This window comes from Maridesulfovibrio salinus, assembly GCF_055394525.1.
Genome location: NZ_AP042461.1, coordinates 2703779 through 2725818, shown reverse-complemented (window position 1 = coordinate 2725818; position 22040 = coordinate 2703779). Strand labels below are relative to the sequence as shown.

General features: G+C 46.5%; 19 protein-coding genes. 9 read left to right on the top strand and 10 right to left on the bottom strand.

Features of this window, described 5'->3' with window-relative positions:
- Window positions 1-7: 7 nt before the first annotated feature.
- From glyQ to ACZ5PW_RS12340, 7 genes are all read right to left on the bottom strand, one after another.
- Window positions 8-880, bottom strand: a complete 873-nt coding sequence (glyQ, locus tag ACZ5PW_RS12370; RefSeq protein WP_464554060.1) for a glycine--tRNA ligase subunit alpha — start codon at window positions 878-880, stop codon at window positions 8-10.
- A 205-nt stretch (window positions 881-1085) separates the two neighbouring features.
- Complete coding sequence (gene recO, locus ACZ5PW_RS12365; protein ID WP_464554058.1) at window positions 1086-1826, bottom strand: DNA repair protein RecO; 741 nt, start codon at window positions 1824-1826, stop codon at window positions 1086-1088.
- Window positions 1827-1846: 20 nt separating this feature from the next.
- Complete coding sequence (locus ACZ5PW_RS12360) at window positions 1847-2755, bottom strand: helix-turn-helix domain-containing protein (RefSeq protein WP_464554056.1); 909 nt, start codon at window positions 2753-2755, stop codon at window positions 1847-1849.
- 106 nt (window positions 2756-2861) lie between these two features.
- Window positions 2862-3800, bottom strand: coding sequence for a SurA N-terminal domain-containing protein (locus ACZ5PW_RS12355; RefSeq protein ID WP_464554053.1), 939 nt, complete (start codon window positions 3798-3800; stop codon window positions 2862-2864).
- Between the two features lie 154 nt (window positions 3801-3954).
- A complete protein-coding gene (locus ACZ5PW_RS12350; RefSeq protein ID WP_464554051.1) occupies window positions 3955-4914 on the bottom strand; it encodes a peptidylprolyl isomerase in 960 nt (319 codons plus the stop codon).
- 31 nt (window positions 4915-4945) lie between these two features.
- Window positions 4946-8392 carry a transcription-repair coupling factor gene (gene mfd, locus ACZ5PW_RS12345; RefSeq protein ID WP_464554048.1) on the bottom strand — a complete coding sequence of 1149 codons (3447 nt, stop codon included), beginning with the start codon at window positions 8390-8392 and terminating at the stop codon, window positions 4946-4948.
- Window positions 8393-8583: 191 nt separating this feature from the next.
- Window positions 8584-9063 (bottom strand): chemotaxis protein CheW, encoded by a 480-nt coding sequence (locus ACZ5PW_RS12340; protein WP_464554045.1) that lies wholly within the window; start codon window positions 9061-9063, stop codon window positions 8584-8586.
- A 263-nt stretch (window positions 9064-9326) separates the two neighbouring features.
- Between ACZ5PW_RS12340 and ACZ5PW_RS12335 the strand changes: the two genes are divergently transcribed.
- Window positions 9327-9542 (top strand): hypothetical protein, encoded by a 216-nt coding sequence (locus ACZ5PW_RS12335; RefSeq protein ID WP_464554042.1) that lies wholly within the window; start codon window positions 9327-9329, stop codon window positions 9540-9542.
- 63 nt (window positions 9543-9605) lie between these two features.
- Here ACZ5PW_RS12335 and ACZ5PW_RS12330 read toward each other — a convergent pair whose 3' ends face one another.
- Window positions 9606-10952, bottom strand: coding sequence for a UDP-glucose dehydrogenase family protein (locus tag ACZ5PW_RS12330; RefSeq protein WP_464554039.1), 1347 nt, complete (start codon window positions 10950-10952; stop codon window positions 9606-9608).
- A 259-nt stretch (window positions 10953-11211) separates the two neighbouring features.
- Between ACZ5PW_RS12330 and ACZ5PW_RS12325 the strand changes: the two genes are divergently transcribed.
- The 8 genes from ACZ5PW_RS12325 (at window position 11212) to ACZ5PW_RS12290 (ending at window position 18706) form a co-directional block, all read left to right on the top strand.
- A complete protein-coding gene (locus ACZ5PW_RS12325) occupies window positions 11212-11937 on the top strand; it encodes a pyridoxine 5'-phosphate synthase (protein WP_464554036.1) in 726 nt (241 codons plus the stop codon).
- Between the two features lie 2 nt (window positions 11938-11939).
- Complete coding sequence (locus tag ACZ5PW_RS12320) at window positions 11940-12314, top strand: holo-[acyl-carrier-protein] synthase (RefSeq protein WP_464554034.1); 375 nt, start codon at window positions 11940-11942, stop codon at window positions 12312-12314.
- Between the two features lie 208 nt (window positions 12315-12522).
- Window positions 12523-14061 carry an NAD(P)H-hydrate dehydratase gene (locus ACZ5PW_RS12315; protein WP_464554032.1) on the top strand — a complete coding sequence of 513 codons (1539 nt, stop codon included), beginning with the start codon at window positions 12523-12525 and terminating at the stop codon, window positions 14059-14061.
- On the top strand, window positions 14055-14519 hold the full coding sequence (locus ACZ5PW_RS12310) for a CBS domain-containing protein (protein ID WP_464554029.1): 465 nt from the start codon (window positions 14055-14057) through the stop codon (window positions 14517-14519). The genes ACZ5PW_RS12315 and ACZ5PW_RS12310 overlap by 7 nt, the downstream gene beginning before the upstream one ends.
- A gap of 34 nt (window positions 14520-14553) precedes the next feature.
- Window positions 14554-15000: a tRNA (adenosine(37)-N6)-threonylcarbamoyltransferase complex ATPase subunit type 1 TsaE gene (gene tsaE / locus ACZ5PW_RS12305; protein WP_464554026.1), complete on the top strand. Its 447-nt coding sequence runs from the start codon at window positions 14554-14556 to the stop codon at window positions 14998-15000.
- 38 nt (window positions 15001-15038) lie between these two features.
- A complete protein-coding gene (locus ACZ5PW_RS12300) occupies window positions 15039-16277 on the top strand; it encodes an aspartate kinase (RefSeq protein ID WP_464554023.1) in 1239 nt (412 codons plus the stop codon).
- A gap of 3 nt (window positions 16278-16280) precedes the next feature.
- A complete protein-coding gene (gene cimA / locus ACZ5PW_RS12295) occupies window positions 16281-17882 on the top strand; it encodes a citramalate synthase (protein WP_464554020.1) in 1602 nt (533 codons plus the stop codon).
- Window positions 17867-18706, top strand: coding sequence for an MBL fold metallo-hydrolase (locus ACZ5PW_RS12290; RefSeq protein ID WP_464554017.1), 840 nt, complete (start codon window positions 17867-17869; stop codon window positions 18704-18706). The genes cimA and ACZ5PW_RS12290 overlap by 16 nt, the downstream gene beginning before the upstream one ends.
- 256 nt (window positions 18707-18962) lie before the next feature.
- Here ACZ5PW_RS12290 and ACZ5PW_RS12285 read toward each other — a convergent pair whose 3' ends face one another.
- Complete coding sequence (locus tag ACZ5PW_RS12285) at window positions 18963-21194, bottom strand: DUF3536 domain-containing protein (RefSeq protein WP_464554014.1); 2232 nt, start codon at window positions 21192-21194, stop codon at window positions 18963-18965.
- Between the two features lie 231 nt (window positions 21195-21425).
- On the bottom strand, window positions 21426-21971 hold the full coding sequence (locus ACZ5PW_RS12280) for a hypothetical protein (protein WP_464554011.1): 546 nt from the start codon (window positions 21969-21971) through the stop codon (window positions 21426-21428).
- Between the last annotated feature and the right edge of the window lie 69 nt (window positions 21972-22040).

Here is a 22040-nt window from a genome sequence, read left to right as displayed (position 1 = left end):
CCGTTTTTTAATCGTTGTTAAGCATGGGATAATTCATGTCTTCACGTTCCTGAGCATACAGATGTGCTGCCTTGGAAGCGAGATTGCGGACCCTGCCGATATAAGATGCACGCTCGGTAATGGAGATTGCTCCGCGGGCATCAAGCATATTGAATGTGTGGGAGCATTTCAGGCAGTAATCGTATGCCGGCCGGGGCAGCCCTTCTTCACAGAGTTTAAGGCTTTCCGCTTCGTATTTGTTGAAGAGGTCAAGCAGCATGGAAGCGTCACTGAGTTCAAAGTTGTATTTGGACTGTTCCACTTCATTCTGGTGGTAGATCTGACCATAGGTGACTTGGTCATTCCACTTCAGATCATAGACAGACTCAACTCCCTGCAGATACATGCAGATGCGCTCAAGGCCGTAAGTCAGTTCAACAGATACAGGTTTGAGGTCGATACCGCCAACCTGCTGAAAGTAGGTGAACTGAGTCACTTCCATTCCGTTGAGCCAGACTTCCCAGCCAAGTCCCCATGCACCGAGTGTTGGAGACTCCCAGTCATCCTCTACAAAACGGATGTCATGTTCTCTTGCGTCAATACCGAGCACTTCAAGACTCTTCAAATAAATATCCTGAACATCATCCGGCGAAGGCTTGAGGATCACCTGGAACTGAAAATAGTGCTGCAAACGGTTGGGGTTTTCACCGTAACGTCCATCTGTAGGACGGCGGGAAGGCTCAACATATGCAGTATTCCACGGCTCAGGCCCGATTACCCGGAAAAAGGTGGAAGGGTTGAAAGTACCCGCTCCAACCTCAATATCCAGAGGCTGTACAATGCAGCATCCATAGTCTGACCAGAAGTCTTGCAGCTTTAGAATAACATCTTGAAAATTCATTAATTTTCCTCTTGTCTAGAAAAAATCATAATCTTCTATCGACTCATTTTCCGTTCAGCAGATTGCAATAAATGAACTGGAAAATGTCCACTTCTTGAACAAACAGTACAGAAAAAGTCCAGACTTCTCCCAGAGTACATTACCTGAGAACAGCTGAAAAATTAATCTGTATAACAATCTCTGTCAGCATCAGACAGAGCTAAATTCATATTTTTCTGTATCCCTGCCCTTCCCAGACCAGCCCGAGATGGTAAGCCATGAACCGATCCATAACAGAAAAGCATTCCTGCCTGATATCCGATGGCAGTTTCAGGGAAGTCCAGTTGGCGGGTCCGGTGTCCTGAATCCAAGCCAGGGTGCGCACAGTTCCAGGACTTACGGTTTCGCCTTTACGTCCGTCAGTGCAATCAAGGCAAAGGACTACACCTTTCTCAATATCAAAAACAACGGGACGGGAACTGAACAGTGGTTTGCCGCATCGGGAGCAAATTGTAAAGTCCGGATTATATCCCTGTTCAAAAGCTACCTTGACCCGAAAAAAGAGAGGGAAGAAATCGTCTGGCTCAGATTCTTCTATAACATCAAGTGTTTGCGTCAGCAATTCGAAAACATCCCGACTTCCTTCACGCTCAAGAACCGCTGCTTCAACAAATTTAAGACAATTGGCAGCAAGCCCGATTTTCTTAAGGTCAGATCTAATTCCGGGATAAGCTTTAACGAGACTGCCTTCCTGTAAGACCTGATAAGTTCCGGTTTTGTTGCTCCCGGTCTTGAAAAGGACCTGTGAAAAAGGTTCAAAGCAACCGCCAAATCTTCTGCGGCTGCGGCTTCCGCCAAAAGCGAAAGCATTCTGTACTCCCCGTGTAGAAGAAAGAAATTTAACCCAGAGATCGTTTTCCTTGAACTTTCCGGTCTTCAGTATGACGACCTTTTCCGTTACTTCCATTTCCTTGTCAGAGAACCTTGTTATGAAACGGGGAATTCAAAAGTCAGAACCTTGCCTTTAGAAGCGTCAAATTCAAAAGGCTTACCGCCGGATTTCATCTCAACACCACCGGCATTGCCGAGCTTGATTATCAAAGTATCCTCGTACGGCAATGAGAGAGTATCGCCTTCCTGGAGAACGTATTCACTGCGCTTTCCATCAACAATAGTTTCTATCCAGCAGGCCTCTCCGGGCTTTGCTGTAACTTCAACTAGTCTTGGGGAGACCTGCGCAACAACCTCTTCAACAGGAGCAGAAGAACTCTCTTCAATGAGTTGTTCATCCTGTTCCTCCACGTTTTCCGGTTGCTGCTCAGGAGTCTGCTCTATAGCTTCATCCTCTTCAACACCAGGTTGTGAAGCGGAATTATTCTCCAAAGCCTCATCAGTATCCTCAACAATTTCTGCAAGAGTGTTTTCTTCTTCAGTTGAAATCTGCTGATCAACAAGTTCAGCCTGTTTTCCGTTGCCGAAGTTGATAATTGATTTGTCATGCAGATAATAAACCAACCCGCCGACAACCACTACGAGCAAAAGAATAAGCAGAATCACACCAAAAGAACTGCTTCTTCCTTTTTCAGCAACGATGATCTGCTGCTGTGGCTGATCTGCTTTAAATACATCCTCAACCTCAGGTTCAGAATCTTCGGAAGCAGACATTAATTTTGAGAATTCTTCACCAATTTCTTCAGAATCAAGGCCTAAAGCTTTAGCGTAATTTTTAATGAATCCTTTAGCATAGACCTCGTGGGGGAACTCATTACGGTCTCCATTCTCGATAGCATCAATATTGACTCGGCTGATCTTGGTAATTTCCATAATCTGCTCTATGGTCAATCCCTGCCTTTGCCGTTCCGCTTTGAGTCGGGATCCTAGTTCTTTCAAATCCATACTGTCCTCTTGCTGATATCTGGCTGTATTTCCATGGGCAAGGCACCACGGACGTATAATTTTGAAGTATGGTTTCCACACTTCAATCCGCTACAGTTCTCCCCTTTTATTTAAACTCAATAACGGCTTTTTCCCTGAGTTTTCTGATAAAATCTGCAAAGACTTCATCCTGTTTCTGTCGATAAAGCCGTTCATAAATATCATCTTTACTATCTTCGAAAGCATCCTGCTTAACAGCGGCATAGGAGTCGAGCTTGAGCAATGCCTTGGAATTCTGAACATCAAAAGGTTCACTGATTCCACCGGGCTTAAGACCTTCAAGGGCATCATGCCAGGTCTGGGCAAGATCATCCCAGCTCAGAACTCCAAGATCTCCTCCGCTTCCGGCCCCGGGACCGATTGTGTATTTATCTGCAGCTTCCTCGAAAGTAGTTTCTCCTGAGATGATCTTTTCCCTGATCTGTTCCACCGAGACATTATCAGGAAAAAGAATCAGCTTGAGGTGCACATTCTTGGCCTGGGAAACTTCTTTGGTTCTGGTGCTGTTCCAGACAGCCTGAATTTCCTCATCAGTTACAACTACTTTGTTCTTAACTTTATAAGAAAGCAGCCTGTGCTTGCGGATATCCTTACGGATCTGATCCTTAAAGTCTTCGAGATTGGTTTTCTGAAGTGCCAGCTTCTGTTCAAACTCTTCATCAGTAAAGTTGCTATTTTCTTTTATGCGTTTAATTTCACTATCAATATCCTGATCAGAAACCGTGATATTGAGCCGCTTGGTTTCCTGATCAATGATCATTTCATTGATCATACGATCAAGAATCTGCGACTGAATTTTTCTTATCTGCTCTTCTTCTACAGCGGAAATATCTTTCCCTTTGAACTGTTTCATAATTGGAGCCATCTTGGCCTTCAATTCATACATTGTGATAATATCACCGTTGACAACGGCCACGATACCATCAACCGTCTTTTCTTCAGCACTACTGATCTGAGCGGAAAAACAGATCATTGCGATCATAATTGCAGCAATAAAACGCTTCAATTGAAATCTCCCGTAAATATATAATCCCGGAGTCAACCGGATTCTAGTCTGGACCACGGGATAACAGGCCTTTTTGCCCGACCCCGCATTAATTACTCTGCCTAACTAAACTCTTTCAATAAACTATGCAAGGCGGTCTGCAGAACATTCACAATTACTGCTGCCCCTTCAATCCATCGGTGATTACGGAAGGTCCGTCTTCACCTTCAGGTAAAAGATCTTTACTGATCTTGACTTTAGCTGTCTGCAACTCTTTCTGCAGCCACAATTCAAACTTATCTTTCAATTTTCTTTCCAGCAGCACCATTTCCACTTTCGGATATGCCTGCAAGGGAGTCAGAAGGGTTGCGGGTTTCTTTTCCTTTAAAATGAGGCAAAGGACCTGCTTGCCCTGATTTATTACAGAACTCGCTTCGCCCGGCTCAAGTTTTTCAACAAACGGCTTCCATGATGAAGGTATCTGACCGTCTCTAATCCATACTTCACGAACAGAAACTTTCCGCAACTTTGCCGAAACGGCAGCAGGGCTCACCCCCTCGCGAAAAAGATCAACTCCCTTAAGTACAAGATCCTTAGCAAAGCCCTTTACCATTACGAACCTGTAACCGGCCGGCTGATAAAAGTCGGAAAGATGAGTCCTGTAATACTCCTCAGCCTCTTTATAATCAATTTTGATTTCCGGTCTCAATATCTCATGGTAAAATTTATCCATGGCAAGCTGATATTTCAGCTGTGACCTCCATGCCTTGAGGTCGATATATTCTTCAATCAATATCTGCTCGAAAGCATCATCAGGATAGTCTGAACGTACTTCATTCTCTGCATCCTCCAATTCTTTATCCGAAACCGGAATTCCCCTTTCCTCAAGCTCCTGGGAAACCAGTTCCCGAACAATCAGATCCCCAAGAATCTGTCCGTACTCTGTACGAACCTGATTGACCGATGGAACATATTCTTCGCCACCATCGTGTTTAAGGTCATACTTATAATCAAGCTGAGAAAGGTAAATAGGTTTCCCGTTTACCCGCGCAATCACTCCGGGCTCCTCAGCCTTATTCTGGCATCCGCCCAAAAGAAACGAAGCAAGTAACGTAGATATCAGTATTTTCTTCATATAATCACAGAAAATCCGGTTTTTATGAAACTTAAAGTAAAGATTCAAGTTTTTTGCAGATTTCATCTAATCCTTTGGAAACAGTCAACTCCTGATCTAAACGTATTTCCAGACTTGCCGGGGGCTTAAGTTTTGATTTATCACCCTGTTCACCAACCCAGGCGATAAGCTTCGTCGGGTCAACGGGATTATTTTTTTCATCCCAGCTGAGAACAACACGAGTAGGAAAAAGGTCTGCACGCATGACTCCAAGTTTCGCGAGAGTTCTTTTAAGATACAGAACTGATATGAAATTCTCCACTTCCTGCGGGAAATGGCCGAAACGATCTTTGATCTCAGCGGCCAGTTCTTCAATCTTAGCCTCCGTATCCGCGGATGACAGGGCTCTGTAGTAGCGGAGACGTTCACGCCCGTCCGGTACAAAATCTTCCGGCAGATGAGCCTTGAAAACAAAGTTAAGTTCGGGTTCTGTTATCATGGCCGATTCATCACCTTTGAGACGTCGCACTTCTTCGTCCAGCATTTCAAGGAATAGATCAAGGCCTACTTTAGCCATCTGCCCGGATTGAACTTCTCCCAGAATATTGCCTGCTCCTCTAAGCCGCAGGTCTTCCATTGCAACTTTGAAACCGGCTCCGAGATAATCAAGCTGGAGAATAATCTGCATACGCCGTTTAGCCTTCTCCGAAAGCGAATCCAAGGAGGAGACTACAAAGTAAGCATAAGCCTGTCGGGTACTTCGTCCTACCCTTCCCCGAAGCTGATAAAGCTGCCCAAGACCGAACATCTGAGCCTGATCAACAATCAGAGTATTGGCATTGGGAAAATCAAGACCGGACTCGATGATCGCGGTGGCTACCAGAATATCAAGTTCTTTATGCCAGAATTTATGGATAGTCTCTTCAAGATTTTTCTCTGTCATCTGGCCATGGGCCATACCAATTCTTGCCTCAGGAGCAAGTTTTTTAACAAATTCAGTTACACGTTCAAGTCCTTGCACACGGTTGTGCACCCAGAAAATCTGTCCGCCCCTCTCAAGCTCGCGTTTGACAACTGAAGCGAGCATGGCTTCATCCCTTTCAATCAGTGCAGTTTCAACAGGTTTTCTGTCAACAGGCGGTGTCTCAATAGTGCTCAGACTGCGCACGCCTGAAAGCGAAAGCTGCAATGTTCTCGGAATCGGAGTAGCTGTCAGGGTCAGCGCATCAATGTTTTTACGCATCTCCTTGACTCTTTCTTTATGGCGGACTCCGAACCTCTGCTCTTCATCAAGAATCAACAGGCCGAGATTAGGTGCTTCCACATCCTTAGAGAGAACCCTGTGAGTACCGATCAGTATATCCAGCCTTCCAGACGCCAGTTCTTCAAGCACCCTCTTCTGGCGGGCCCTCGGGACAAAACGGCTGAGCATGCCTACAGAAACAGCAAAACCTTCCATGCGTTGAACAAATGTCTGGTAATGCTGCTCGGCCAGTACGGTGGTAGGACAAAGCAGGACAACCTGCTTACCGTCCAGAACAGCCCTGAAAGCGGCCCTCAAAGCTACCTCGGTTTTTCCGAAACCCACATCTCCGCAGACCAGGCGGTCCATTGGCTCAGGGCTTTCCATGTCCCTGAAGACATCCTGAATCGCTTTCTCCTGATCAGGCGTTTCTTCAAACCCGAAGGTAGACTCGAATTCCCAGTACATATCGCTGAGCGGGCCATAGGCATACCCTTTGGCAATCTTGCGGTAGGCATACATCTCCACCAGTTCGCCTGCGATCTTTTCAATAGCTTTTCTGGCTTTCTCTCTGGTCTTGGACCAACGGGAACCGCCCAATTTATCCAGAACAGGACAGGCCCCTTCAGGGCCCTTGAATTTCTGGACCAGATTCAAACGGTCTACAGGAACATAAAGCTTGTCATCTGCATCAAAAAATAAAAGGAGATAGTCGTTGGATACATCCCCGACATTCATATGATGAAGGCCTCCAAAACGGGAAACCCCATAATCCCGGTGCACCAGCAGGTCATCCAACAGAAGGTCCTCATAGCTGGTCATGCCCTCAAAGGCTTTATCCCTGCCTCGAGAAGCACGCGATGTCTCCGGTTGGATGACATCCTCGCCCAGAATCATTGTCTGGTTCCACTCAAGCTCCATTCCCTTTTTCAGTGGGGATACAAGAGCGTAGATACCTTTGTTCAACGGTGAGTAACTGGTCGCAATACCGAGTTGTTCCGGCTCAATGAGTGAAAGAAATTTCTTGCGCGACCTTTCCGTACGGAAACTCAGAACAGTCTGAAATCTTTCCGAACTCCATTCTTTCAGCGCAGTAACAAGGGCTGCCCAAGGCCGCTTCATCTGCTCCGGTTTCCAGAACACATCTGAAAAGGAAGTTATTGAACGTTCAGATAAATCAATCCCGTCTTTTTCCCTTCCAAGAACCAGATCCTCAAAGACTATCTGCCGCTCATCACGCCAGCTTGAACGTGCTTTTTCTTCATTCCAGCAAACAGCATGCACCGGCCACTTACATCCGGAATGTGCAGACTGATCTTGAAGGAAAGTTTTCCAGCCATACTCCTGATCCTTGAGTTTGGAGCGAAGATTTGAAGCGGAAGAAAGAACATAAACAGATTTTTTAGGAAAAAAATCCTTAAGATCAACAGCTTCAGGATAGTAAAGTCCAGGCCAAATCATGCCATCAGCATTCTCAGCTTTCTCAAGAAGCTGGCTATACCCTTCGGAAGAAATTTCACCGATTTTTTTCAGCTGCTCCCAATGCGATTGAGCATCATCAATGTAGCCTCCACTAAGCATCGCAGGTGAGACAGGAAGAACAGTAACTTCATCAAGATCCGCTTTCGAACGTTGAGAAGAAGGATCAAAGACCCTTATTTCTTCGAGAATATCACCGAAAAATTCCAAACGTACGGGAAGCTCGTACCCCGGAGCGAATAGATCCAGAATATCTCCGCGCATGGACATTTCACCATATCCGGAAACGAGCTTTGTACGGTTGTATCCCCACGTAACAGCCTGCTCCATCAGCAGTTCCGGATCCATCTCCTCGCCTTTTGTCAGAACAATATAGTTATTTTCCAAAACTGCAGGCGAAGGCCATTTAGGCAGCAGGTTGTCAGCTGTCATCAGAACGGACTGTTTCCCGCCGCGGGTCAGGGCATGCAGGGCGGCCCATCGCTCAGCCCACTCTGCAGCGGCCGGAGATTTACTTATGTACGGAGGAAGGAAAACCCAGTCTCGCTCCCATGCGGGAGTAACATTGCTTTTGGTGGAATCATGACTGCTGAAAAGAGACAACAATGCCTTCAGCTCGGAATACTCCCGTGCTCCGGGGGCAACCAGAACAACAGACTGACCACGGGAATGCAGAGTATGGGCAGTGAAAGCCTGCGTTCCATGACCACTTTTAAAAATACGTATATTTTCCCCGCTTCCGTTTGCGAAAGCGGATAATTGAGAAGGTAAAGACAAATTATCTCCATGAATAGTAAAAAATAAAGTCGTCCGGCTGTCTGGAGCAGCGGACGACTTTTTTTTGCAGAGTATTTGTGGCGATGTCCAGCAAATTGAGGAAAGATATAGGATTAAACTTTAATAAGTAACATGTCCGCCATCTTTTACCGATTATTTAAACAGGACCCGGTATTCATTTTTAAAAAAAATTAAACCTGAGCAAGCTGCTCCTGTTCTTCACCTGAAAGGAGACGGTTAAGATCAAGAAGAATAAGGAGTCTGTCTTCAAGCTTACCTACCCCGCTTATGTATTCGGAATCGAGTCCGGAAACAACAGGCGGCGGCGGTTCAACTGTAGAAGCAGGAATTCTCAAAACTTCCGAGACTGAGTCCACTACAAAACCGACTATCATGTCATTAATCTCAATTACAATTATACGAGTATGCTGGTCATGATCTCTGGTGGTCAGACCGAACTTGCTTCTGAGGTCAATAATGGGAATGACCTTACCCCGAAGGTTTATTACACCTTCCACGAATACCGGCGCTCTGGGAACTTTTGTAATCTCCATAGTCCTGATGATCTCCTGCACCTTGAGGATATCAACCCCGAACTCCTCCTCGCCGATACTGAAGGTAACCAGCTGAATGAGTTCAGCATCAAGAGTTATTTTCTTACCTTCTTCCATAACCTGCCCCCTGTTTGGTTGCTTTTATAATGGATGATTAACGTGAGTAACCAGTGTTAGCTTATTAAGACAGCACATTGCTGATACTGTCCATATAATATTATTGATCTGAATTATTTGCAAGGCAATCTGCAAATTATAAAACAAATCTAAATTATTTTACTGACCACAAATTGACTCATACTGAGTAAATGACTATTAGTATGACTTGAGAAGCAATTAATGAAGCTAAAAGGCGAAGATTCAGGAGGGTATGAACTCGCATGGCTCAGTTTTCCCCGTCAGAAAATGTAACACTGGAAGACCAGATCAAATCACTAGCAAACGAAGAACTTCTAGACTTTTGGGAGGAGACCCAATTCCTTGCCAAAATGCTGGATCAGGACAACCAGGAACAAATTCAATACAATCCAGAATATGAGCGACTGATTCTGCAGGAACTGCAGCTAAGATCCTCAATGCAGACTCTGGACCCTTAAAATTTAAAGGCCCGTCACCAGACGGGCCTTTAAATTTATAACAAAATCAAAATTACAAGACTGCTATTTATCTACTCCGACAGCCCTGCGTCCAACACTGAAATAGGCAAATCCGCTATCACCCATATATGACGGATCATAGAGGTTGCGTCCATCAAAAACGATAGGCGCTACAAGTGAATCTTTGATTCTTTCGAAATCCGGATTCCTGAACTGGTTCCAGTCGGTGACAACGGCAAGGGCATTGGCTCCTTCCAGCACTTCGTACTGGTTGTGCACAATCTCCACCAGATCATTATCGCGCAGAATCTCTGCTGCCTTAACGTGAGCAACCGGGTCGAAAGCCTTGATTTTCATACCAGCGGCGGTCAATTCCGAAATGATGGAAAGAGCGGAAGACTCCCTCATGTCATCGGTATTGGCTTTGAATGCAAGCCCCCATAAAGCAAGAGTTTTTCCACGAACTCCACCCTGGGCTTCATAGTATTCGAGAATCTTGCTGGCCAGCACTTTTTTCTGACGATTGTTGACGGTATCAACAGCTTCAATAAGCTCAGGCTTCGCACCGACTTCACGGGCAGTGTTGATCAGGGCCTTCACGTCTTTTGGGAAGCATGATCCGCCATATCCTACACCGGGATAAATAAAGTAGTAGCCGATACGGTGGTCCGAACCTATTCCGATTCGCACTTCACGTACATTTGCACCGACCTTTTCGCAGATTCCGGCCATTTCGTTGATGAATGAAATCTTGGTGGCAAGCATGCAGTTGGCAGCATATTTTGTCATTTCAGCACTTCTGGTGCCCATGAAGATGAGTTTGTCGCGACTTCGTGCGTAGGGTGCATAAAGAGTTTCAAATTCCTTGCGGGTATCCATGTTCTCTGTTCCGACCACAACCCGGTCAGGCTTCATAAAATCGCTTACAGCATCACCCTCTTTAAGAAATTCAGGGTTGGAAGCAACATCGAAATCGATATTCTCACCACGTTTGGCCAACTCCTCGCTTATGATGGAGCGTACTTTATCCGCGGTTCCGACAGGAACAGTAGATTTATCCACAACTATTTTCGGCTCTGTCATAGCCTGCCCTACTTCACGCGCCACAGTCTCAACAAACCGCAGATCACAACTGCCGTCAGGACCGCAGGGAGTGCCCACGCATATAAAAACAAATTTAGCCTTTTTCATCCCCTCTTTGAGATCGGTGGTGAAGAAAAGGCGTTCGTCTTCGTAGTTACGCTTGACCATATCTTCCAGCCCCGGCTCGAAAATATGGATTTTACCCTGCTTAAGGGTCTCTACAACATCGGGATTAACATCTACGCACCAGACATGGTTACCCATTTCAGCAAAGCACGCTGCACTCACCAATCCCACATATCCTGTACCGACAATACAAATGTTCATTAGCAGTTCTCTCGATTATTATTTTCGTTTATTACCTGAAGTCAAACTTGATTTATCCGTCCCATTAATGAATTTATCATGTGCGGATAACGTCATAACATTTTTAATGTCAACAGTAACCCAGTTACAAAGAAATGACGGTTGCCAAGCAAGACCATTAAATATATTGTCCACTTAGTAAGCCGAAGCCTTTGATCTGCCAGTCCGGCAGTCTGGAAAACCGATTAGAAATTAAGCAATACAAGCGGAGGATATAAACATGCCCCTTTTATGTGTCAACGTCGACCATGTGGCGACACTCAGACAAGCCCGTCTCGGAACAGAACCGGATCCCGTAACCGCAGCCGCCATATGCGAACTGGCAGGTGCAGCCGGAATCATAATGCATCTTCGTGAAGACAGACGCCACGTGCAGGACCGCGATATCGACCTCATCAGCAAAACTATCCAGACGGATTTTCATTTCGAAATGGCCGCCACCGAAGAAATGCAGCAGATTGCCTTGAACATAACTCCGGCCACCGTATGCCTCGTTCCTGAAAAACGGGAAGAGCTGACCACCGAAGGCGGTCTTAACTGCGTTGGACAGGAAAAAAGGCTCGTTGAATATCTGGCTCCGCTCCACGAAAAAGGAATAGGCTCCAGTCTGTTCATTGATGCCGACCCCGCCCAGATCAAAGCAGCGAAGACTATCGGAGCCGAATATGTTGAAATACATACCGGCCACTTTGCCGATAGCACAACCAGAGCTGAACAGAAAGTAGAACTTTCACGAATCATTGACGGAATAAAAATGAGTCAGGATCTGGGACTGAAGGTCAACCTCGGGCATGGCCTTAACTATGTTAATATAATGGATTTTGCGGACATCCCCGGAATCTGCGAATACTCCATCGGCCATTCCATAATGTCCCGAGCAATCATGGTCGGCATGGACCGCGCCGTACGCGATATGGTTGAAATCATAAGAACATTTGCAGATTAATCATGATCATAGGTCTTGGTATTGATATAACAGAACTTGACCGCATCAAGCGTTCACTGGAGCAATTCGGTGGACGCTTCACCGAAAAGATACTTACCCCAAAAGAGCATGAGCTGATGCCACCCAAAAACCCTGTGCCATACCTCGCTGCGAGATTCGCAGCCAAAGAGGCTGCCGTAAAAGCACTTGGTACAGGATTTGCCGATGGCATAACCTTTAAATGTGTGGAGATAACACGTAATGAATCCGGAGCGCCACAGTTGAATTTTCATGGTAAAGCACTTGAGCGCAGCCGGGAAATGGGTGTAAAAGGAGTTCATATTTCCATAACTCACGGACGGGACAATGCCGCGGCAGTTGTGGTACTTGAGAATTGATTGCTTTTTAATTCAACTCCAATCAGCACCACTGCTGTACTCTGGTGGCATCCCACGGCTGAGAAACTGATGGGTTGATAAGGTTTCATTTATCCATCCAAAACGGTCATGCAGTTTCCCGGCACCCCACGAAAAGACAGGATGCACGTCAGGCCTAGGGATAAATCTGTCAGGGAAACCGCTGGAGTTCACAAAACAGGAGGCGTTAATGTTCTCTCCCCTTCCCACACCATTTGAAATGTCCAACTGGGACAAAGTGACTATCAACGAAGTCGGCATCAAAGGCGAAATTCTGATGGAAAACGCCGGAAGGGAAGCTGTCTTTACCCTTCTCAACGAATACGGAGACATATCCGGTGAAAGGATACTGATCATTGCCGGGCCGGGTAACAACGGCGGAGACGGATTCGTAATGGGACGTTTACTGGCCGATCTTGGAGCGGATGTACTGATTCTGCACACTGCCCCAAAAAATAAATACAAAGGGGATGCATCCTATCATATGCGTCTGGCTTCAAAGCTGGGCGTGGATATGAAATATCTCCGGCCCGCAAAAAATCTGAGACTGCCCGATGCCGACATCATAATTGATGGCCTGCTCGGAACCGGCTTTGACGGACAGTTAAGGCCTTTTGCTCTTGATATAGTCAACGCCATCAACGAAGCCGGGCAGTCATGTTTCATTTTTTCCATAGATGTACCATCAGGTCTAAACGGCCTGACAGGAGCCCCCCAGCCCGCTGCTGTAAGGTCTCATGTCACGGTAACTTTTGAAAACGCCAAAGTCGGCCTGATTGTACCACAAGCGGCTGAATACACAGGCAAACTGGTAATTGCGCCCATCGGAATTCCCGGAGAGGTAAAATACAAACACCCTTCAGCAAGTTATGTGATCAACAATGAAGTTCTGGATTTTATTCCGCTTCCTACTCCTGAAATGCATAAAGGTTCTTCGGGACATGTTCTGCTGATAGGAGGCTCCAAAGGGCTTACTGGAGCATTGCATCTGGCAGCCATTGCGGCTATGCGCTCCGGTGCTGGCTTTACCACCATGGCCTGCCCTGCCTTGCTTGCTCCTGAAGCCAAAGGCGGCAGACCGGAACTGATGACCAAAGCACTCGGCAGCAGTGATCATTGGGATGATCAGGCTATTGCGGAACTGCTGCCTGAACTGGATAAGTATGATTCAGTGGTTATCGGACCGGGGCTGGGACGTGACGAAGGTGCATTCAAGTTAATTGAAGCACTGGTTGAAAACGGCCACCCGCCTGCTGTGTATGACGCTGATGCCCTGTACGTGCTTGCCCGGCAATCACACCTTATGCAATCCATACAGGAAAATTCAATTTTCACTCCCCATCCCGGCGAAATGGGACGACTCGTGAACAAGTCGATTGAAGAGGTTGAATCTTCTCGAATCGATACTGCACACAAGTATGCTGTGTCCAAAAATATCTATCTGATTTTAAAGGGTGCGGGAACCGTTATCGGATGTCCGGACGGCAGAAGCATGATCTCTCCTGTTTCAGCCCCCAACCTTGCCGCTGCCGGTTCAGGAGACATTCTTGCCGGGGTGCTTGGGGCACTGCTGGCGAGGTCAATTCCTCCTATGCAAACGAGCTGTATCGGGGTATACTGGCATGGACTGGCAGGACTGTATCTTGGCGAAAAATTTCCCTTTCGTGGAAACATTGCAACTGAAATAGCGAACATGCTGCCCGTAGTGCTCAAGGAGGAACTATGCTGAAAGCCAAAGACATAATGACATCAGGTGCGCTGACCCTGAATCCCGAAAACGATGTGGCAACTGCTGCAAAACTGTTACTTGAAAAGCATCTCAATGGTGTGCCTGTAGTGGATAAGGACGGCAAGCTGGTGGGCGTGATCTGCCAGAGTGACCTTGTAGCGCAACAGAAATCAGTTTCACTGCCATCCCTGTTCACCATTCTGGACGGCTTCATATCATTTTCATCACAAGATGAACTTGAAAAAGAAGTGAACAAAATAGCGGCCACCAAGGTAGAACATGCAATGACAGCTGACCCTGTAACCATCAAACCTGAAACAGACATTGAAGAAATTGCCGACCTGATGGTGGAGCGCAAGCTTTACACACTTCCGGTCGTCGAAGACGGCAGACTTGTCGGAGTGGTGGGCAAGGAAGATGTCCTGAAAGTACTTACTCAATCAAATGACAAAAAATAAAATAACGCTTCAACTGCCGGATGTGGAGTCGACTATGAGGCTCGGCTCCACTCTGGCTTCTTTTTTTATCAATCAAAAAACAACGATTCCCCTGTTTTTAAACGGCGATCTGGGCTCAGGCAAGACGACATTGGTCAGAGCACTGGTAGAATCTTTCCCGGGTGCGCAAAACGCAGAAGTGAGCAGCCCCAGTTTCAATATTCTTAATATTTACCCCACAAAACCGCAGGTTAATCATTTTGACCTATATCGTCTTGAAGGACAGACCCCCGATGACGACTTCTTTGATCTGATAAACAATAAAAAATCTTTGACAGTTGTCGAGTGGATTCAGTATCTGAAGATGGAATTCTGGCCTGAAAACGCACTGCTCTTCACTTGGATACCTGCCCCATCCGGCAGAACAATAGAATTGACCCTGCATGGTTCAGCGACCTCCCTCTTTGAAGAGCTTGCCTCACTTCTCAAGTCATTCCAATAACATCCGTTGAACTAATGTGGTAAGGAGATAATGTTCAAATGAACATCGTAGTACAGAAATTCGGTGGAACCTCGGTCAGGAACCTCGAATGCATGAAGCAAGTGCTGGAAAAAGTTCTGGTGCCTTACGAAAAAGGCAACAAAGTAATCGTAGTCCTCTCAGCAATGGCCGGTGAAACCAACCGCCTTATTGATCTTGCTAATGAATGGTCCGACAAACCAGACCTCGCGGAAATGGATTCTCTGGTATCAACAGGCGAACAGGTTTCAGTGGCCCTGTTTGCCATGCTTCTCAAAGATCGCGGAATTAAGGCTCGTTCACTGCTGGGTTTTCAGATTCCGGTTAAAACCAACTCTTCATATTCCAGAGCTCGAATTCTGGATATTGACCGCTCCAGAATGGAAGAACTTCTGGAAGAAAACGATATTCTTGTCGTTGCTGGTTTCCAGGGCTGTGATGAAAACAGACGAATTACCACCCTGGGCCGCGGTGGTTCTGATACTTCGGCCGTAGCCATGGCTGCCGCTATTGAAGCTGATCTCTGTGAAATTTTCACCGACGTTCCGGGAGTTTTTACAACTGACCCCAACGTATGCAGCATGGCCCGCAAGCTCGATACCATTTCTTATGACGAGATGCTTGAGATGGCCAGCATGGGAGCCAAGGTACTACAGATCCGTTCAGTTGAATTTGCCAAAAAATATAATGTTAAAGTTCATGTCCGCTCTACTTTCAGCGACGAGATTGGAACATATGTCACTCAGGAGGATAAAAATATGGAATCAGTTCTTGTTTCCGGTATTGCTTATGATAAAGACCAGGCCCGTGTAACCCTTGAAAAAGTCAAGGATGAACCGGGCGTCTCTGCCGCTCTTTTTACTCCTCTTGCAGAAGCCGGTGTACTGGTTGACATGATTGTCCAGAACCCCAGTCGTGAAGGCCGGACAGACATGACCTTCACTATTCCCCGTGCCGACCTTAAGAAAACGCTTGAGATCATCGACCAGATCAAAGAGCCGATGGGAGCCGAGGACGTGCTGTATGATAAGAATGTATGTAAAGTCTCCGTTATCGGAGTCGGAATGCGCAACCACTCCGGTGTTGCTTCCCGCGCTTTTCAGGCTCTGCGTGACGAGAACATAAACATACTGATGATCAGCACATCCGAAATTAAAATTACCTGCCTTATCGAAGAAAAATATACTGAACTGGCCATAAGAACGCTCCACAACACGTTCGGGCTCGATAAAAGCGGGTCCGAAGAAAACATGCTCTAAAAAATGAAACAAATAAAAATATACGACACCACTCTGCGTGACGGCACACAATCCGAAGAAATAAACTTGAGCGTACAGGACAAAGTACGCATAACCCGCAAGCTGGACGACCTCGGCGTACATTACGTCGAGGGCGGCTGGCCCGGCTCCAATGCCACCGACAAGGAATTCTTTCAGGAAATCCAGAACTACGCTTTAAAAAAGTGCAAGATTTCCGCCTTTGGCTCCACCCATATGAACCGGCTTACCCCGGAGAAAGACCCCAATCTGAACGCTCTTGTTGATTCCGGAGCCAAGGTAATGTCCATCTTCGGAAAGACCTGGGACTTCCATGCCACTAATGCTCTAGGTGTCACCCTGGAGAGAAACATCGAACTGATCAGCAACAGCATCGGCTATCTGCGACCTCATGTAGAAGAGCTGTTTTTCGATGCCGAGCACTTCTTTGACGGCTTCAAAGCCAACCCCGAGTTTACTCTGAGCTGCCTGAAGGCTGCCCACGAAGCAGGAGCTGATGTTCTTGTCTTGTGTGACACCAACGGAGGTTCAATGCCTGAGGAAGTGGCGGAGGCCTGCAAAGTTGTGCTGGATAAGATTCCGGGGTGCAGCATAGGCATACACGCCCACAACGACTGTGAACTGGCTGTGGCCAATTCACTTACGGCTGTCAAAAACGGTGCTGTACAGATTCAGGGAACCATTAACGGATACGGGGAACGTTGCGGCAATGCAAACCTGTGTTCAATCATTCCCAACCTTGAACTCAAGCTTGGATATGAAACCATCGGCAGTGAAAAACTGGCCCAGCTTAAAAACGCATCCACTTATATCACTGAAATAGCGAACCTGCGTCCGTTTCTTCGCCAGCCGTTTGTAGGACATGCTGCTTTTGCCCACAAAGGCGGTATCCATGTGAGTGCGGTACTTAAGGACTCGACAAGCTATGAGCATATTGATCCGCTTCTGGTCGGTAACGACAGACGTGTTCTGCTTTCTGATCTATCCGGCAAAAGCAACGTGCTCTACAAGGCCAAGCAATACGGATACGACCTTGATAAAAACGATCCCGCAGTCAAGACAATCCTTGCGGACATAAAGGAACGTGAAAGCATCGGCTTTGAATACTCTGCTGCCGAAGCGTCCTTTGAATTGCTGTTCTTCAAGGCCATGGGCTGGTCAAAACGGTATTTTGAATTCATCAACTTTTTTGTTGTTGATGCAAAACGCCAGAACGATTCCGAACCATTCTCGGAAGCTACTGTAATAGTGAAAGTTCACGGCCAGGAAAACCATACCGCAGCTTCGGGAGAAGGCCCGGTAAACGCGCTTGACAAAGCCTTGCGTAAAGCGCTTGAGCCGTTCTACCCTTCCCTGAAAGACGTGAGACTCCAGGACTTCAAAGTCAGGGTTCTTTCCGGTGCGGTACGTCAGGCAGCGGGGACCAGTTCGAATGTTAGACTGCTCATTGAGTCCACAGACGGTAAATCACAGTGGACCACCATGGGTGTCAGCCACAACATTATCGAGGCCAGTTGGCAGGCTCTGGTTGACTCAATCAACTATAAACTATTCAAGGACGATCCTCAGAAATGGCCCTCAATATAAACGGACATTATACTGACCCATGCAGGATTTCGGTACTGTGTGACAACGAGACCATGAATAATTCTCTCGGCAAGGAATGGGGGCTGTCCATGGCTCTTGAACTGCCCGGAGACGAACTTTGGCTATGGGACTGCGGAGCAACATCGCTTTTTCTTAAAAACGCGGCAGAGATGAAAATCAAGCCCGAGAAGGCCAAAGGGATAGCATTAAGTCATGGCCACTGGGATCACACAGGTGGTATGGACGCCCTCATGGATGCTCAATTCATGGGTCCGGTTTACGCCCATCCTGATTTTTCGGCTGAACGTTTTGCGAAGGAAGACGATGGCAGTGCTAAAAAAGCTTCGTTTCCCTGCGAATACCCCGGAACGGTTATTGTGCGTGATCACGTTGAGCTTGATGACGGGCTGTTTATGATCACGTCTATTCCCCGCCGTGAAGGCTTCTTCGAGGCAACCGAAGGATTGTTCATTGACCCGGAAATGACCGAGACCGACCATGTCCCCGATGATGCGTTCCTGCTACTCATGAGCAATTCTGGACCGGTAGTTATTCTCGGATGTTGTCATAGTGGCATCGGCAATTCTCTTTACCATCTTCGTGAACTGACCGGGATTGATAAAGTCCATGCCATAATCGGCGGATTGCATCTATTCCATTCCGGTGAGAATGAATTCGAAAAAACAGCGGCACTTATTGAGGAATTCAATCCTGAAATGATTTCTGCCGGTCATTGTACCGGTGCAGAGGGATTCGAATTTCTCAGAAAAAGGCTCTCATGTGATGTCAGTCCGATGGGTTCCGGAGCTGTATACGAATTCTAACAGAAGAACATCTTGAATTATTATTAAAAAAGTCCGTTGGGGTTAAACCCTCAACGGACTTTTAAGCTTCCATGAGCATTAAAAGGTTAGTGAAAAATTCAGAGGCTGATCAGTTAAACTCCTGCACCAGCAACTAATAGTTTTTCATAAAATTTTTCATTATAGTAACAAAACAAACACTTAGAATATCTTAAGACTCAAGTAATTCAGAATTACTTCCTCAACATAGACGGCGCTCTGACACCAATCTGATTGATCAGAGATCAAAACCAAGTATCTGTCCAAGCTCTGCATCCTTCTCTCCTTTAAGCACTTTTTCCCAGTAGCAGTTCTGAAGCTTCCAGAGATCGAGGGGCAGATCAATTATCTTGGAGCGACTGATCGCGTTTCTGATATTCTCCCGTTGCATCAGATCATCGTTAAGCATACGGCAGAGTGTGGCGGAAAGCTTGTCCACAAAATAATCCATATCAGGGTGATCACGCCCTGTCTCCTTCATGAAGTGAGTGAAATCTTCACTCACCTCATCATCTGAGAACAGGAACTGCCAAGCCAGGCCAGTCCATATTTCCCGCCATTTTCCGCTCCAGGTCTGTTCTGTCTGGTAATCTTCATATCTATTGAAAAGAACAGGTCCGCACCCAGTATTCTGAACTTTGGCATCCCAGTTTTCCCGTGCAATGCGATCAACCCATGCCAATGATAACGACTGTTTTTTCTTCCATGAGATGTCACCTAAAATCATCTTTTCATCATGTCCTGATGAATCGGTAACTTCGACTGAGCCTCCCATGACACGGTCCCCGCGATTCCATTTCCAGCTGTATGTTTTGACTTCGGATTCAAGATTCCAGCGAATACTGGCTTCACCTCTGCTGACCACGAGGGAAGTGTCATCAACATTGATTATAACCGAGACTCCGGGCCATTCAATCCGCCCTTCCTCACCGGGCATTGGAAAGGCATCTTCAACATACAATCTTACAAGCGCCTGACCGATGAGGCTGACCGGAGTTTCACTCTGGGTTTTAACCTTGCTCTCCCAAAGGTCTGCACCGGAACCATATCGCTCTTCGTTGGAGCTGGCTTCGCTGATTACTGCCAGAAAAATCTCTTCAAGACCGATCAGTCCGGTATCTTTAGCAATTTCCATGGCCCGCAATGCAAATGCCATATCATTAACAGGCTCAAGTCGGGCCAGATCATCAAAAAACCAGCCGCAACTGGCAAATGAAGACAGCGCCCATTTCTGCATGGACAACAGTTTCCAGCCAAGATCTGCATCTTTTGATTCAGACGAAACCTTAAAGTGTTTCTTGAAAAAATCTTCCTGTGAAACAATCCCGCTAAGCAACGATCCATAATCCATAAAAGCGGCTTGGGGATCGTTGTATATCTTTTTTCCGAGATTAAAAAAATGCTTGTCCATCAAGGACTTAATCTCATCCAGACCTTCACGCAGAGGTTTTCGCCATTGCTGATTCCAACCGGGATGACCGCCGGTATTACAACCACAGTCGCTGCGCCAGCGCTCAACACCGTGGTAGCAGCTCCACGAAGAATTTTCACGGATTCTAACTTTGTGCCGGGGAGGAAATTTGGAAAGATACGCACCATAATTCAAAAGGCTTATGCCGTCCCTTTGTTCAATTCCCTGGGAAAGAACGTATGCAAGAGCCATTTCCCCGAACTCAACATGATGGCCGTAAGTTTCGCCATCTGTACCTATGGACAACAACCCCGGGGCAGAAGCCTGCGAAAGTTTATTCCAAAAATCATCTCCGTTCCGCAATAGCCCTTCAAAGGCAATAGCCTGAGACAGACCACCGTCATAAAAAAAGATGGAAATGGTGCGGCCCGAGGGTAGTTCAACAAGGTAAGGTTCTTTGATATTCAGTGAATATTCATCAACCTCACGCCAGTCTTCAGTCCCTTTTTCTGCAACGGCTTCCGCCTGTCTGGGAGCGAGCAATGCGAACAGAATCCCCTCATCTGCGAGAGCTTCAAGGGAAGCCGTGTCACAAGCCGTTTCAGAAAGCCACATACCTTCAGGCCTGCGTTTAAATCTAGACTCAAAATCAGCAACAGCCCAGGCTACCTCAGCCTGTTTATCTGCTTCTGATGCTAAAGGCATGATCACATGATGATAAATCTGGGCAATTGCGTTCCCATGCCCCCACCGCTCAAGACTGCGTGCATCGGCCTCAATTATTTTATTATACAGTTCAGGTTCCGAACGCTCAATCCAGCGGAAAAGGGTCGGCCCAACGTTAAAGCTCATCCACTCATAGCAGTTAACGATATCGAACACGCCATCACCGCCTGTACGCCGAGCCCAGGCAAGGGGGCCGTAACTCTCACGGCAGATACGTTCATTCCAGTGCCTGAAAGGAGCGGCACTGCCTTCGGGAAAAATCTTATCCAGCCAGGGATCCTCTCTTGGGGGCTGGTAAAAATGGCCATGAATACATAAAAATTTATCAGACATTATGTGACCTCGCTGTTTGGGCATTTATCAGTGCATGCTACATCAAAAGACATTTCAATTACAATATAAAGAAATAGATCAGGTATTTTTTTCCAAAATGACTTTTAAATTAAACCAGAATGAGACCAAAATAAAAGGCCGCCCACTTAGGGAGGCCCGTGTTCAATGCCGATGTCAAAAATCAGCAGACTTTGTCAGGAAAAATAAAATACCAGCACCTGAAAATACAGCTCATTTTACATGCCCCGCCTGCTGCAGCATCCGTGAAGCTTTATCCGAAAGAACAAAACCATTTTCATACCTGATAGTAGGCCCTTTCAGGGATATGCGATACACAAAACCGACATCAAGGAGCACATTGAAAACATCTTCTGTATAACTCCCTGCCAAAACATCGATAGGAGCGATACCGCCAAACATTGAAACTCTGGTAAGGTAGTAGATGTCCATCAAGGCTTTCACGTGAACCTTATCCAGATACTGGTCGATCTCCATGTCCACACAGCAGATTCTTTCCCAGTCGGAATCTTTTATGTCGATCCCTTTGTTTTCAAATTCCCTTTCCGCTTCCCGGGACAACCGATAGCCTTCAAGGTTGTTTCCACATGAAGTGCAGATACTACCCTCTTCAATCAGCCCTGCATCAAGTAATCCTTCTAAAAGCTCAATATCATAAAACGCAGCTTCTCTTTTCGGCAGTAGACCGTGATACCTTTTAATGGCAGCATAACTTTTTATGTGCTTCAAAAGCTGCATATGACGTTCATTTAAAACCATATATAAATGCCCTCCAGCCTGCCTTTCCTGAATTGAAACATTCTCAACCCATTTGTCACAAACCTGAAT